The following is a 14,941-nucleotide window of genomic DNA, read 5'->3' on the forward strand; positions in this document are numbered from 1 at the left end:
CACCCCCCTACTTACAAGTTATGCGCCGCCTCTTTAAAAATGCGTCCCCGCTCTTCATAGGAAGCAAACATGTCCCAACTTGCACATGCCGGAGATAACAAAACGACATCACCCTCACTGGCAAGCTTCGAAGCTTCCTGCACAGCAACAGTTAACGTCCGGGCAGCGTCCTCTTCATTATCGACGACCTTAATTTGCTTTAATCCGGCAAGTTCCGCGACTTTGGCAATTTTCATCCGTGTTTCTCCAAGCGCAACGACAGCTTTTACCCGTTCCTGGAACAAGGGTAACAACTCCATCATGTCTGACCCGCGATCCAACCCTCCAGCAATTAATACAACCGGCTCCTTAAACGAGTTCAGAGCCATGACCGTAGCCTTCGAATTGGTCGCTTTGGAATTGTTGTAATACGCAGCGCCATTATGATCTAGTACATATTCAAGTCGGTGCTCAACCGCCTTGAAGTCTGCAAGCGGCGCAGCCAGTATCGCTGGATCAGCTCCTGCAGCTACGGCAATAGCCACAGCAGCCATTGCATTTTCCACATTAAATCGTCCAGCGATGCCAATGTTCTCAATATCAATGATCATGTGCTGATCTCCGTTTTCATCCGCGTAGATAATCTGGCGCTTCACATCATCCTCTTCTCCATCCACATAAGGAGGATCTGCATACACACCTGTATCCAATTTCTCAATCATAGAGAAGGGAAGCAATCTGCTTTTGATGTAAGGAACCAGACCACGACATACCGCATCATCCCAATTCAGAATGGCTACGTCGTCAGGCTGCTGATTGGCGAACAGTTTGGCTTTGGAGGCCACATAATCATCCAGATCCCCATGATAGTCCAGATGCGTCTCTGTAACGTTAAGCAAGCACGCAATACGAGGACGGAAATCAACCGTTCCTTTGAGCTGGAAACTGCTCAGTTCGACAACCATCCAGTCATCTGGAGAAGCTTGCTCTGCCGCTTCAGAGAGAGGTGTCCCAATATTACCGGCAACAATTGGCTTGAGACCGGCATGTTCCAGCATTTTGCCCACCCAAGTGGTTGTTGTGGTCTTGCCGTTGGAGCCCGTAATCCCGATCATGGGTGCAGCACATAGATGATAAGCAACCTCGACTTCGGTCACCACTTCAATGCCCAATGCCAAAGCTTGCTGCACAGGAGCTGCACGGTATGGGATACCCGGATTTTTGACGACCAGCTTCACATCACTGTGAATCAGATCGTCCGGATGTCCTCCGCATACAACAGAAATTCCCAAAGCCTCCAATTCGGAAGCTTCGGGACATTGATCTCTCTCTTTTTTGTCATTAACTGTAACTTTCGCTCCGGCGCGATCTAGCACTTTGGCGACCTGTACGCCGCTTTTGGCCAATCCGAGCACGACTACTTGTTGTCCGCGATATGATTCAGGATGGTTCATGATCTACAACCCCTTGTTGAGATAAAGTCCAAGAGCGGCCAAAATTGCGCCTACCGCCCAGAAGGTAATAACAACCCGCCATTCCGACCAACCACTTAATTCAAAGTGATGATGAATGGGGCTCATTTTGAATACACGTTTGCCACGAGTCTTGAATGATACCACTTGAATAATAACAGACAGGATCTCGATGACAAAAATACCGCCAATGATGACAAATAAAAGCTCTGTTTTAGTTACTATCGCTACCGCACCTATGGCACCGCCAATGCCCAGAGAACCTGTATCGCCCATAAACACTTTGGCTGGATGTGCATTGTATACCAGGAAACCGAGCACGGCTCCGATCATCGCTGCTGCACACACTGCCGCCGGCATCGACGTGGCTTGCATCGCCACAATGGCAAATGCGCCAAAGGCAATCGCACTTACCCCTGACAGCAACCCATCCAGACCATCGGTAAAGTTAACCGCATTGGTAATGGCAAGCATCATGAATACGACAAACGGATAATAGAACCATCCAGTCCAGTCAAACGAGAACGACGTACCCGGAATAGAAATGGCTGTACTGTGTCCATTCTGAATCAGCAAGAAACACATCACTGCACTGAAGAACAACTGGCCCAGCATTTTTTGTCTGGCCGTCAGTCCCAGGGAACGTTTGAACACAATTTTGATGTAATCATCCAGGAAGCCAATCAACCCGAATCCCAGCGTAGCCACAAGCAAGACATAAAAGTCTGTATTCTTGACAGCCGAAAATTTCAAAAAGGCCAATGTGAACGCAACTAAAATGACGACTCCACCCATTGTAGGTGTTCCGCTTTTTTTCAAATGGCTCTGAGGCCCATCTTCCCTAACTTGCTGTCCGAATTTCATGCGTCGTAACAGCGGAATCAGGAGCGGTGCGGCAATCACCGCCAGAATAAATGAAACGCCGATTGTTAACAGTAATACCTGAAAATCCATGGGTTCACCCCTCTAGTCTACTCGATTCTGTAATGTTGCCATTTGTAGTGCTTCGACCACGTCCTCCAGCTTCATGCCCCTTGAGGCTTTGAACAAGACAACGTCTCTGGGATGAAGTTTCTCCAGTAGATAACGGGTCATTTCTTCTTTATCTATAAAAGCATGCACAGCCTCTGCCGGCATATGCTTTCTTGCTCCTTCGGCAATATGCGCTGATAGCGGGCCGTATACGAGCACCATGTCCATTTTGGCAGATGTAATATACGCTCCAATTCCAAAATGAAGGTCCTGCTCCTGAGGACCAAGTTCAAGCATATCACCAAGCACAGCCACTTTCATGCGGTATCCTTTCAGACCTTCTAGTACATCGATTGCGGCCTTCATGGAGGTAGGACTTGCATTGTATGCATCATTCAGCAGAGTTAGACCACTAACACCTTGAGTAACCTCAATACGCATGCCTGTCAATTTCAAGCGAGACAACCCAGCGGAAATCTGCTCCGTTGTCACTCCAAAATGACGGGCTACAGCCAAAGCAGCCAGACAGTTAACGACATTATGCGTTCCCAGAAGAGGGAGCGTAAATGCATGTTCTCCAGACTGTTTGGTGGTGAAAACGACTCCGCTCTGCGCATTCATAAGTCCGGTAGGATAATCATCATTATCGGTTTGCAGACCAAATGTAAACCGCTGCAAACCATCGGGTTGTTTCGTTGCGGGCTCTTCAAGAACTTGTGCAATTAAAGGCTCGTCTCCGTTGTAGATCAGTAATCCGCCAGGCTTCAGTCCCGCGGCAATCTCAGCTTTGGCTCTGGCAATCTCCAGTCTGGACCCCAGCTGAAGCAGATGAGATTCACCAATATTGGTAATGATCGCTACATCAGGCTGAGCAATAACCGACAGATCGTTAATTTCCCCGCGACCACTCATACCCATTTCCAAAATGATAATCTCCGTATCCGGGGCCATACTTAATACGGTCAGTGGTAGACCAATGTGATTATTGAAGTTGCCTTGTGTCTTATGCACTTTGAATGTAGTTGAGAGAATCGCATCCACGATGTCCTTCGTTGTTGTCTTGCCGTTGCTGCCTGTAATGCCAACAACAGCTGCTTTATTCTCCGTTAGATAAGCCGATGCGAGTGCTTGCAGTGCGACAAGTGTGTCATCCACCACAATGACAGCTCCTTGTGGTGGAATACCATGATCCTTTTGCCAGATCGCCCCTGCGGCACCCTTCTCTAAACAATCTTGCACAAACTCATGTCCGTCAAACCTTTCACCCACTAGCGGGATAAACAAACTGCCTTCCAAGGGTTTACGCGAATCGGTAAACACCCCTTCAACCGTTACATGGCCATGAGCAGCAGCGTCACTTAATGTTCCTCCACACATCTCGGCCAATTGTGCCAATGTTCTTTTTATCAATTGGATTTGCCCCTTATCGCTTCTTTGGCTATGATTCGGTCATCAAAATCGGTTTTGGTTGTGCCGATAATCTGATAGGTCTCATGACCCTTGCCCGCAATCAATACTACATCGGCTGGGCTTGCCATTTCAATAGCTTCATGAATCGCCTGGCGCCGATCCACAATCATCGTATAACGTTCAGCAGGAACAGATTCTTCAATCAGGCCCTGTTCAATGTCTTTGAGAATCAGATCCGGATCTTCTGTCCGTGGATTATCGGAAGTAACCAACACATAATCACTATACTTCGCAGCAATTTTCCCCATGAGAGGGCGTTTGGTACGGTCCCTGTCACCACCACAGCCAAACACGCAGATTACACGTCCTTCGGCAAACTCCTTCACCGTCCGTAACACATTCTCCAGTCCATCCGGTGTATGGGCATAATCGACAATAACAGCAAATGGCTGTCCTTCGTCCACTCCTTCAACACGTCCATCCACGCCTGGAACCGTCTCCAGACTGCGCTTGATCTCTTCCAGTGGAATACCTTCCACCAGTGCTGCAGAGATTGCTGCCATGGCATTGTACACATTGAATTTCCCTACCATGCGCAAGCGAATATCCGTGCTGCCCGAAAATGTATCCACGTGGAAAGAAGTTCCTTGAGAAGTGATTGAGATTTGGGATGCACGTACATCGGCCTCTTCACCCATGCCATATGTAATCACTTCAGCAGCCGTCACAGAGATGAAATAATTCGCAGCTGCATCATCTGCATTGATGACCGCGAACTTACGCTGCGAAGCATCTTGCGTATAGCCGTTACCCAGCCGTGCAAAGAACAATCCTTTCGCCCCACGGTATTCCTCCATGGAATGGTGGTAGTCCAGATGATCCTGCGTCAGGTTAGTGAATACCGCAGTACGGAAGTTGGTTCCCTTTACTCGTCCTTGTTCCAATGCGTGAGAAGAAACTTCCATGACACAGCAGTCCGTACCCTTCTGAACCATATCATGCAGACTGCGCTGCAGATCAAGCGCTTCTGGTGTCGTTCCTGACATCGGGTAGGTCCGACCGTCATACCGCATTTGAATGGTACCGATCAATCCTGTCTTGCGTCCATAATCACTCATGATTTTTTCAATCAAATACGTGGTTGTTGTTTTTCCGTTCGTTCCCGTAACACCAATCATATTCATCTTCTGGCTTGGCGAGTCAAAAAAGAAATCTGCCAGAACAGCCATTGCAAACCGGCTATCCTTCACAAGCAATTGTGGTACAGGCAGATCCAGTTGCCGTTCAACCACCAATGCGACTGCACCGGAATTAACCGCTTTTTCTGCATAATCATGACCATCTACCGTATGTCCCGGAAGACAGATAAACAGATCACCCGGTTTTACCTGCCGGGAATCTGTCTGAAGGTTTTGGCATTCTGTATTTGGTTCGCCCACGAGGCGGGCGGTGGTCAGCATCGATGCAAATTGTTTTAAAAGCACATGAATAACCTCACTTTTCCAATTATACTTCTGTTTTAGCATATGTCTGTATTTATTAATATCGTCAATACAGCCAAATAATGAAACGCACTTGGATGAACTTTGTTGCGCTTGAAGCCGAAACTGCTCCAGTGCACAAGTTATTCATCCTTCGTGTGATCGTGCGCATCGTTCAGTACATTCCCCATATAAATGCGGATGGTGGATCCCTGATCTACCCTTGCCCCGGGCTTGGGTGCCTGATTGATTACGTATTTACCACTGCCAGACTTGGCCAGCATAAAATTCATGTTCAGGTCTTCGTACAGATCTTCGACAGTAGCTCCTGTCAGGTCTGGAACTGTCACGATTTGGGTCTCACCATACTTGTATTCTTTCGCGACCTGATCCTTCCGAACAGGGACATTCATATAATGCAACGCATCTTCAAGGATGTTCTGTACAATCGGGGCGGCAACCACGCCTCCGAACTGAATTCCTTTGGGATTATCCACTGCGGTATAGACCACAATCTGAGGGTCATCTGCTGGTGCAAATCCGATAAAGGATACGATATGCTCGGTTGAGGAATAACGTCCGTTGATGACCTTCTGGGCTGTACCTGTTTTGCCACCGACCCGGTATCCATCAATGAACGCTGGACGTCCTGTTCCTTTGGCGACAACACTCTCGAGTGCTTCGCGTACTTGCTTGGACGTATTCTCCGAGATCACCTGACGAACCAGTTCCGGTTTGGCTTCTTCCATGACTTCTCCCGTAACCGGATGGACCCATGCTTTCGTAACATATGGCTTGTAAAGTTTACCCCCATTGATTGCGGCTGACACAGCTGCTACTTGCTGAATGGGTGTTACCGATACACCTTGACCAAAAGCGGTCGTTGCAAGCTCAACAGGGCCAACTCTGGACAGTTTGAACAAAATTCCACTGGCTTCTCCGCTGAGGTCGATCCCTGTCTTGGTGCCGAAGCCAAAGTCTTTAATATAGGAGAAGAGTGACTCTTTCCCCAGCCTTTGCCCGAGGGCCACAAATCCAGGGTTACATGAGTTCTCCACCACTTGCAAGAAGGTCTGACTTCCGTGGCCTCCCTTTTTCCAGCAACGCAGGCGGGCTCCACCCACCTCAACATATCCGGGATCAAAAAATTGATCCTGTTGCAGATTGACTTTTTTCTCTTCAAGCGCTGCTGCCAACGTAATGATCTTAAAGGTGGAGCCTGGCTCGTAGGTCATCCAGATTGGTAAATTCCGATTGTAGATCTCTGCGGGATATTGCTGATAATCGGCAGGTTCGTATCCAGGCCTGCTGGACATGCCCAAAATTTCACCTGTTTTGGGATTCATCGCTATGGCCAATGCTGAGTTCGCCTGAAACTTCACCATGGCCTGATCCAGTTCTCTCTCCATGATGGACTGAATGGATTTATCAATGGTCAGCTTGAGGTTAAGGCCGTCCTTCGGTTCCACATACTTCTCGGATGAGCCCGGCATTAGCCTTCCGGCCGCATCGGACAAGTAGGACACACTGCCATTCAGACCATTCAGCTTATCATCATATTTCTTCTCGACACCCGTTAAACCCTGATTATCAATACCCGTAAAACCAAGAATATGGGCAGCCAAATCATCATAGGGATAAAAACGTTTATTGTCCTCAGCAACAACGATACCCGGAAGCTTCAAATCACGGATGCGCTGAGCTTTATCCATCGTAATTTTGCGGCCGCCGGGTTGTAGTCGTACAATCAGTTCTCGTTTCTTGATGGTTGCCAGCACTTTTTCTTCCGTCATCCCAAGCAATGGGGCCAGTGCTTTAGCTGTCGTTTCAGCTTCTTTGACCTGAGCCGGAATAGCCATAATGGTCGGTGTCGTCACATTATAGGCCAGAGAGGTTCCATTTCGATCCAGGATCTCCCCTCGCTTGGCTGAGTAAGGAATATTACGCCGCCAGGATTCTTCTGCTTTTGCTGACAACTCCGGGCCTTTCCCGAGTTGTACATAAGCAAGCCTGATCATCAAGGCCGAAAATAACAAAACTAAAATCATTAAACTCCATAGCAACCTGCGCCGCAGATTTACACTTGATCCCTTCACGAAAAGATCCCCCCACTCGTCCCAAAATCATGACATTCGTTCCCTTCATGAATATTCAGGACAACCGGGGGTTAGAACAAGCTGTCAGAGCTCCCTATGGTAGCGAAGCCCCGTCTGTTGCTGGATCATCAGAGGATTCGGATTCATTGGCGGGAGCCTTGTTGTTGTCTGTTTCGTCTGTTCCATCGGTTTTACCTTCGTCGCCCGAGGCCTCTTGTTCCTTCACTTCAGAATCTGACGACGGATCAGAAGAGATTGGAGCCTCATCGGCTATACCTGTCACTGCCGCTTTGGCAGTTTGCAAGTTCAACTTCACGGTTCTCTGCTCACCTGCGACCTGCTCGGTTTGCTTCACGACATAGCCCTCACCTTCGACCGTTACCCCCACTTTCATGAGTGAAAGTACTTCAAGGGCATCACGAAGAGATTCACCTGTTAGATCTGGAATCTTCATCTTGCTGCTTTCTTCCGTTAGCAGATAGATTCGTTGGCCTGGATTCATAGAGGCGCCAGCAACCGGATACTGCCGAATTACATTATCTCCTTGACCAAGAGTAACATAAGCAATACCTGCGCTTAGAAGTTGGCTTCTGGCCTGTTTGGCTGTCTTGCCACTCAGGTCAGGCGCCTTCGCTTGCACGACAGAGACTTCTTTTGACTTTTTGTCAGGAGTTTTGGCAGTGTCCTTCGGTATTCCCATGTATTGAAGAGTCTGGCTGACAATCTTTTTGAATACCGGAGCAGCCGCGGTTCCTCCACCGATGTTGGTTCCATCCGGTTGGTCAATGACAACAAGTATGGCAATCTTCGGATTATTCACTGGTGCAAATCCAATAAACGATACAACGTCTTTGGACTTGCTGTATTCTCCGTTAACTACCTTTCTTGCCGTACCCGTCTTACCAGCTACACGGTAACCTTCAATATAGGCATTACGACCGGTACCAATCGTTTGATCTGCAACCACTTGTTCCAGATAACCGCTCACCAGCTTGGAAGATTCCTTGGAAATCACCTGACGAACCACTTTAGGTTTGATCACTTCCGTGGTCCCATCATTCGGGTTCTTGATCTCCTTCACCAGATGTGGCTCCAGCAATTTGCCGCCGTTGGCAATCGCAGAGATAGCTGCGACCTGTTGAATTGGTGTTACCTGTACAAGACCATGACCGTAGGCTGCCGTGGCAATCTCGGATTTGTATATAAGTGGCTTGATCGGTGACGCTGACTCATTCGGCAGATCAATACCTGTCTTTTTACCAAAACCGAATTCGTCTATGTAATGACGCAGACGTTCACCACCAAGCATGTTATAACCCAAGTTAACAAAGGCAATGTTACTCGACCGTTTGACACCTTCAAGATAAGATATCCAACCATAGGCATGTCCATTATCACTAATTGGGAAACCACCGATATATATGCGTTTGGATTCGAAACTAGCATTGGGATCAAAGAGTTTTTCTTCCACAGCTCCTGCCAGCGTAACTATTTTGAATGTACTACCTGGCTCATAGATGGATTGAGTGGCATGATTGATAAAATTCTTTTGATCAGGTGTACTCCCATACGAATTAGGGTTAAAGGTTGGCCAATTCGCCATGCCTAGAATCTCCATCGTGCTCGGATCTGCTGCAATGACCGTCATACTCAGTGGATTATATTTGGCAACGGCTTCTTTCATTGCATCCTCAATGTAAAACTGGATCGTGTCATCGATGGTTAGCGTAAGGTTTTTCCCGTTCTGAGGCGGCAGATAGTTATCCTGTGAATCCGGAAGTTTGATGCCCTTGGCATCCTTCTGATAATTCAAATATCCGTCTGTACCAGTCAGTGCTTCATCATATGAGACTTCAAGTCCATTGACAGCTTTCCCGTCACGGCTCATATATCCCAAGAGGTGAGAAGCAAGTGTTTCTTCAGGGTAAAACCGCTTCGACTCTTGAGCCATGACAATGGCATTACGAGCCTTGTATTCTTCTTGTAATTCCTCACGCAGTTCGTTGACTTTTTCCGCAAGCTCAGGACTTATCTTATACCCTTCACTGCGTACTTCACGCTGCTGATAGAACTTGCCATCTTCCTTTTTGGCTGTGACCAGAGCACGCATCTCACTCTCATTTTTACCAAGAAGGGCTGAGAGCTTTTCCGTCACTACATCCTGAATCCCAAGTTCATTAATTAACAGAGGATTCACGGAAACCGTGTATGCAGGCGCATCAGTAGCCAGAACATTACCATTGCGGTCCGTAATCGTCCCACGTGCGGCCTTAATCGTCTGTTCCCGCTCTACCAAACCGGCCGCCCTTTCCTGCCATACACCACCATTTACTACTTGAATGAAGAAGATTCGGGTTACGAGTACAAGAAAAAAGAGGGTAATACATCCCCCTATAAGCAACGTGCGCATCTTTATTCTTTTTATCATCGGAACACCTCTTTACTTACTGCTTGCTGTATTCGAAGACGATTCAGTGCCTGTTGATTTCGTGCTTGTTGAGCGTGGTACAAAAATGACATCCTTACCGGAAGCTTCAACGTAACCAAGTTGTTTTGCATTTTCGATGACCTGATTATTTAAGGTTTCTTTTTCCACCTGCAGGTCTGCAATTGTCTTCTCATACCCCTTGATATCCGTAATAGTAGCCTGGGCCTGTTTGTTCAGATCATAGATATGAGCATAACGAGACATTAAAGCTCCACCAACAAGGATAACTGCAACCAGGGTAATCAGATACAAAATCTTCTCGCGTGCCGGAAGACCCGTACGACGGGTCACCACTTTGGTGGTTTCTTTGTATCGTTGCTGGGTCACACGTTCCTGGGACGCTTTTTCTTTTACAGCGAGATTACCACGTGTATATGCCATACTCCGATTCTCTCCTCCACTCTTGATCTACAATTTCTCGGCAACGCGCAGCTTGGCTGAACGAGCACGTGAATTTTCGGCCAATTCCGTTTCCGTTGGAATTAGCGGTTTTCTGTTAACTAAACGCAGGGTACCCTTGCCGCCGCATACACACAACGGAAAATCGGGTGGACATGTACATTTTTCCAGATAACTGCTGAAAATCTGTTTACATATCCGATCCTCAAGGGAGTGGAAGGTAATAACAGATACACGTCCTCCTGGTGCCAGACAACGAACAGCCTGATGCAAGCCTTCTTCAAACGCACCCAACTCATCGTTAACGGCAATACGTAATGCCTGGAAGCTGCGCTTGGCAGGATGTCCACCCGTACGGCGAGCTGCCGCCGGGATGCCTTCCTTGATCAGTTCCACGAGTTCACCTGTCGTCTCAATGGTGGACTGCGCTCGTTTTGTGACGATAACACGGGCAATTCTTCTCGAAAACTTCTCTTCACCATAGCGATACAAAATTCGAGCAATCTCTTCTTCAGGCCACTCATTCACAATCTCTTTGGCCGTCAGCATTGCATCCTGGTCCATTCGCATATCGAGCGGAGCATCGTGATTGTAGCTGAATCCACGTTCTCCTTCATCAAATTGCGGAGATGACACACCCAAGTCGTACAAAATACCGTCGACCTGTGGTGCACCATCCTTCATTGGCACATCCAGATCCTTAAGTACCTGTTCCAGATCTCGAAAATTGGTTTTCACCAATGTTACACGATCTCCATAGGCAGCGAGCTTCTCGCGCGCATTATCCAAAGCCCAATCATCCTGATCTAGTGCGATCAGACGTCCCCCTGGACCGAGCTTGGACGCAATCACGGAGCTGTGTCCGCCACCGCCTAAAGTGCAGTCCACGTATATACCGTCCTGCTTGATGTTTAATCCCTCTGTTGCCTCTTCTTTGAGTACGGTTATGTGGTGAAACAACCTGCACCCCTCCTGACTTTATAAATCAAAATTAAAATCGACCAGCTTTTCGGCAATGTCGTTGAATGCTTCTTCGGATTGATTGAAATAACTCTCCCATATGCCTTTGCTCCAAATCTCCACCCGGTTCGACACGCCAAGGACAACACAATCCTTGTCCAGCTTGGCATACTCTCTTAGATTGCCCGGCAGATTTACCCTGCCCTGTTTGTCCAGTTCACATTCGGTTGCACCCGAGAAAAAAAACCGGGTAAACGCACGTGCGTCAGATTTCATCAATGGCAGTGCTTTGAGCTTCTGTTCCATGACCCCCCACTCCTCCATGGGGTACACGAAAAGACACTGGTCCAAACCCCGTGTGACAACGAAAGACGGTCCCAGAGATTCGCGGAATTTGGCCGGAATGATAACCCGACCCTTATCATCAATGCTATGTTGGAACTCCCCCATAAACATTGGCCCACTCACTCCTCACCCGTTTCTCCCACTTTGCCCCACTTTCCACCACCTAAGCATAATAGATTCGCACAAAAAAATCAAAACCCTTCTTGCAATACTTGATTTTTTAATTTTTCAGCATAAAAAAACGTCTTTGATCCTGTCACTCAGGATCAAAGACGTTTCCCGTAAACGGGCAATCGTATGTCTACACGCACATGAGCCATATCATCAATAAACCATTCTATACCCTTTGAATCAATTCATCAGCTTGTAATTATTGGATAAAACTTAAAATTTCCAGCTATCCAGGTATTTTTCTTGCTCAGCCGACAAAGAGTCGATACCAATATTCAAACTTTCCAGTTTATAGCTGGCAACCTGTTGGTCAATTTCATAAGGTACATTAACAACGTTTTTACCTAACTCCGCATAGTTCTCACTCACATAACGCAGGCCCAGAGCCTGCAGAGCAAACGTCGTATCCATGATTTCGGCAGGGTGACCATCTGCTGCACCTAGATTCACGAGACGACCTTCTGCAAGAAGGTACATTTTGCGACCGTCTTTGAAACGATATTCCTCAATGTTACGGCGAACTGTGCGAATCGATTCCGAACGTTTAGCCAGTTCAGGTTTGTTCACTTCAACATCAAAGTGACCTGCATTACTCAGGATTGCTCCGTCCTTCATCACATCGTAATGCTCGCCCGTGATAACATCCTTATTGCCTGTAACTGCGATAAAGAAATCACCCAATTGGGCTGCTTCCACCATCGTCATGACACGGAACCCGTCCATATGTGCTTCTACCGCTTTGATTGGATCAATCTCGGTTACGATCACATTCGCTCCAAGACCTTTGGCGCGCATCGCTACACCTTTACCACACCAGCCATAACCTGCTACCACTACGTTTTTACCAGCGACAACCAAGTTGGTTGTACGAATAATCCCATCGAATGCAGACTGTCCTGTACCGTAGCGATTATCGAACAGATACTTGCAGTATGCGTCATTAACTGCAACCATTGGAAACTTCAATTGGCCTTCTTTCGCCAATGCTTTCAAACGAATAATACCCGTTGTCGTTTCTTCTGCTCCGCCGCGAATTGTTGCTGCGAGGTCAGGGCGCTCGGCTGCAATAATGGTTGCAAAGTCTCCGCCATCATCAATAATGAGATCAGGCTTCACTTCAAGCGCACGCAGTTGCAGAGATTTGAATTCCGCAGGTTCCGGATTGTATTTCGCATATACGGTAACACCGTCTTCCACTAATGCTGCGCAGACATCATCTTGTGTAGACAATGGGTTACTGTGCGTAATCGTTACTTCCGCCCCACCCGCTTGGATCACTTTTGCCAAGTAAGCTGTTTTTGCCTCCAGATGAAGACAAATCGCAACCTTCAAACCTTTGAAAGGCAGATCCTGTTCGAACTGGCGACGAATGCGGTTTAATATCGGCATATGTGCCTCTACCCAGTCTATTTTAAGATGACCCTCTGAAGCGAGTCCCATATCTTTAACGATACTATTTTGCAACGCAGGTGTAGTCATTCCATATCCTCCTTGTTTATGTGTTTCTTCTATTATAAAGGGCTCTATAGTGCAATAACCTTGTGCTCTCCAAGGAATTCGCTTGAGGCCTTAATCAGTTCTTCGATCCACTCGGAGCCATAACGATTCAGGTAAAAGAGTGCATTATGTACTCGTTCCTGTGGTTTGCCCGTTGGAAATAAGGAGTTTTGAATGCCGTTCCAGTGCCTTAGGCTCACATTGTGTTTATCTTCAATGGCTTTGTGAGTCTGCTGTTTCAGATACTGCATTTGCTCGTTGATTTTACTCAAATTGGTGTCGCCAATTCGTTCCAGCCCTGGATGAATCTCCGCGATCTCATCTAGCAATGGTCCATACAGATCAAGAAACGCTTCCTGAACCTTGTCAAACTGCTCATCTACCTGGAACGTCTCCTGTTGTGCGAGCCACTGCTCCTTCTTTTCTTCCAAATGATATTGTACATCCTGAAAAGAAAGCCCATATTGTTTCATATGTTTGTGATGAATATCTTCCACAATGGTGAAGGACAACCGCGGCAACAGAATGGGCATTTGCAGTCCGAACTGACAAAATGCTTCCCGAGTCAAACCCCAATATGCAATTTCACCCTGCCCCAAAATCACAGCGGCTACAGGCAGCACGGAATCCTGCATTAAAGGTCGCGTCAATACGTTGTTACTGAAGCGCTCCGGATGTTCTTCCAGTTCCTGGAGCAAACGCTCCTCCGTGAAAGAAAGCAAACCTTTGCGATCACTATACAAACCGTCCTTCAACAACAGTAGCAGCCGCGTACCTTCATGAATGTAGAACAGATTTGCTCCATCCTCCGCTACTTCGGCAGGCATAGCATAACCCGCTTGTTGTACCAGCGACGCTCCTTGTGTGTACGCGTTGCGCAGTACATCATTTTTGCGTATCAACCGCTCAAACACGGGCTGTTCCAACCTGCGTAACTCTGGATCGGCTGCATCCATCAAAACAAGTCCACTGCTAGCAAACAAGGCAGATATCATGCGGGCAAATGCGTCACTCAGGTTTGAACTGGATTGATGAATCTCCGTGATACATTTCATCAATCCTGGTTTATGTATCGTATCAGGTAGCAGATGTTCCACCTGTTCGAGTACATTCATCCACTGCTGCGTATCCACATGAACATTACTCACAGAATCCCTTCCTGCGAATCGTCCCTGTAACTTGATCTTCTTCATATCTCCCTGATGATCAGGCAGGTACGTATGGTTAACTTCATCCCAGTCGTGGTCTTCACCGGCAATCCAAAATACAGGAACTACCGGGCGTTGAAGTTTATCTTCCGCTTCACGCGCAGCTGCCACTACACTGGCGGCTTTGTATATGACGAACAGTGGTCCGGTGAGCAGACCGCTCTGCTGTCCTCCTGTAACCACCAGTGCATCTTGTTCTGCAAGACGTGTGATGGACGCATGAACCTCTTCATGGTCGTTCACCCGCTTATTATATATACGTAAATACTCTGCCAGATCACGACGATCAATACGTGTGTTCTCCGATTGGTCCAGCCACTCGGCACGCGCCTGAAGTCCTGATTCCCAGCGAATGTCATACTCGTAAAGGCCACGCGCAGCATCTCTTGAACAGATATAATCTTCTGCAAGTTTTGATCCGCTGCGGAGTGCCTCGGTAATACCGTTCATGAGGTCTGCCTCC

11 protein-coding genes are annotated in these 14,941 nt (G+C 47.5%); all 11 read right to left on the bottom strand.

Annotated features, from left to right (window positions below):
- Window positions 1–11: 11 nt before the first annotated feature.
- The 11 genes from murD to bshC all read right to left on the bottom strand — a co-directional run bounded on the left by murD (window position 12) and on the right by bshC (window position 14,928).
- Window positions 12–1,433, bottom strand: coding sequence for a UDP-N-acetylmuramoyl-L-alanine--D-glutamate ligase (gene murD / locus MKX40_RS21410; protein WP_339235924.1), 1,422 nt, complete (start codon window positions 1,431–1,433; stop codon window positions 12–14).
- Between the two features lie 3 nt (window positions 1,434–1,436).
- Window positions 1,437–2,405 (bottom strand): phospho-N-acetylmuramoyl-pentapeptide-transferase, encoded by a 969-nt coding sequence (mraY, locus tag MKX40_RS21415; protein ID WP_047843751.1) that lies wholly within the window; start codon window positions 2,403–2,405, stop codon window positions 1,437–1,439.
- Window positions 2,406–2,417: 12 nt separating this feature from the next.
- The gene (gene murF, locus MKX40_RS21420) at window positions 2,418–3,830 is read right to left on the bottom strand and encodes a UDP-N-acetylmuramoyl-tripeptide--D-alanyl-D-alanine ligase (RefSeq protein WP_339243147.1); all 1,413 of its coding nucleotides are present in this window, start codon (window positions 3,828–3,830) and stop codon (window positions 2,418–2,420) included.
- Complete coding sequence (locus MKX40_RS21425; RefSeq protein ID WP_339235926.1) at window positions 3,830–5,317, bottom strand: UDP-N-acetylmuramoyl-L-alanyl-D-glutamate--2,6-diaminopimelate ligase; 1,488 nt, start codon at window positions 5,315–5,317, stop codon at window positions 3,830–3,832. The genes murF and MKX40_RS21425 overlap by 1 nt, the downstream gene beginning before the upstream one ends.
- Before the next feature lie 140 nt (window positions 5,318–5,457).
- Window positions 5,458–7,410 (bottom strand): stage V sporulation protein D, encoded by a 1,953-nt coding sequence (locus MKX40_RS21430; RefSeq protein WP_339235928.1) that lies wholly within the window; start codon window positions 7,408–7,410, stop codon window positions 5,458–5,460.
- Between the two features lie 94 nt (window positions 7,411–7,504).
- Window positions 7,505–9,838, bottom strand: a complete 2,334-nt coding sequence (locus MKX40_RS21435) for a penicillin-binding transpeptidase domain-containing protein (protein ID WP_339235931.1) — start codon at window positions 9,836–9,838, stop codon at window positions 7,505–7,507.
- A gap of 12 nt (window positions 9,839–9,850) precedes the next feature.
- Window positions 9,851–10,279, bottom strand: a complete 429-nt coding sequence (locus MKX40_RS21440; protein ID WP_339235933.1) for a hypothetical protein — start codon at window positions 10,277–10,279, stop codon at window positions 9,851–9,853.
- Window positions 10,280–10,306: 27 nt separating this feature from the next.
- Entirely contained in the window at window positions 10,307–11,257 is a 951-nt protein-coding gene (gene rsmH, locus MKX40_RS21445) for a 16S rRNA (cytosine(1402)-N(4))-methyltransferase RsmH (RefSeq protein WP_339235935.1), read from the bottom strand.
- An 18-nt stretch (window positions 11,258–11,275) separates the two neighbouring features.
- Window positions 11,276–11,713 (bottom strand): division/cell wall cluster transcriptional repressor MraZ, encoded by a 438-nt coding sequence (mraZ, locus tag MKX40_RS21450; protein WP_017687291.1) that lies wholly within the window; start codon window positions 11,711–11,713, stop codon window positions 11,276–11,278.
- Between the two features lie 273 nt (window positions 11,714–11,986).
- Window positions 11,987–13,252 carry an adenosylhomocysteinase gene (locus MKX40_RS21455; RefSeq protein ID WP_339235937.1) on the bottom strand — a complete coding sequence of 422 codons (1,266 nt, stop codon included), beginning with the start codon at window positions 13,250–13,252 and terminating at the stop codon, window positions 11,987–11,989.
- Window positions 13,253–13,296: 44 nt separating this feature from the next.
- Window positions 13,297–14,928 (bottom strand): bacillithiol biosynthesis cysteine-adding enzyme BshC, encoded by a 1,632-nt coding sequence (gene bshC, locus MKX40_RS21460; RefSeq protein WP_339235940.1) that lies wholly within the window; start codon window positions 14,926–14,928, stop codon window positions 13,297–13,299.
- Window positions 14,929–14,941 lie beyond the last annotated feature (13 nt).

The sequence above is a fragment of the Paenibacillus sp. FSL R5-0517 genome (assembly GCF_037974355.1).
In the GTDB taxonomy this organism is placed as follows: domain Bacteria; phylum Bacillota; class Bacilli; order Paenibacillales; family Paenibacillaceae; genus Paenibacillus.

Excerpts from the sequence above, each read along its gene's own strand:
- mraY (WP_047843751.1), bottom strand. The coding sequence starts at position 2,405 with ATGGATTTTCAGGTATTACTGTTAACAATCGGCGTTTCATTTATTCTG.
- MKX40_RS21440 (WP_339235933.1), bottom strand. The coding sequence starts at position 10,279 with ATGGCATATACACGTGGTAATCTCGCTGTAAAAGAAAAAGCGTCCCAG.
- murD (WP_339235924.1), bottom strand. The coding sequence starts at position 1,433 with ATGAACCATCCTGAATCATATCGCGGACAACAAGTAGTCGTGCTCGGA.
- mraZ (WP_017687291.1), bottom strand. The coding sequence starts at position 11,713 with ATGTTTATGGGGGAGTTCCAACATAGCATTGATGATAAGGGTCGGGTT.
- bshC (WP_339235940.1), bottom strand. The coding sequence starts at position 14,928 with ATGAACGGTATTACCGAGGCACTCCGCAGCGGATCAAAACTTGCAGAA.
- MKX40_RS21435 (WP_339235931.1), bottom strand. The coding sequence starts at position 9,838 with ATGATAAAAAGAATAAAGATGCGCACGTTGCTTATAGGGGGATGTATT.
- MKX40_RS21455 (WP_339235937.1), bottom strand. The coding sequence starts at position 13,252 with ATGACTACACCTGCGTTGCAAAATAGTATCGTTAAAGATATGGGACTC.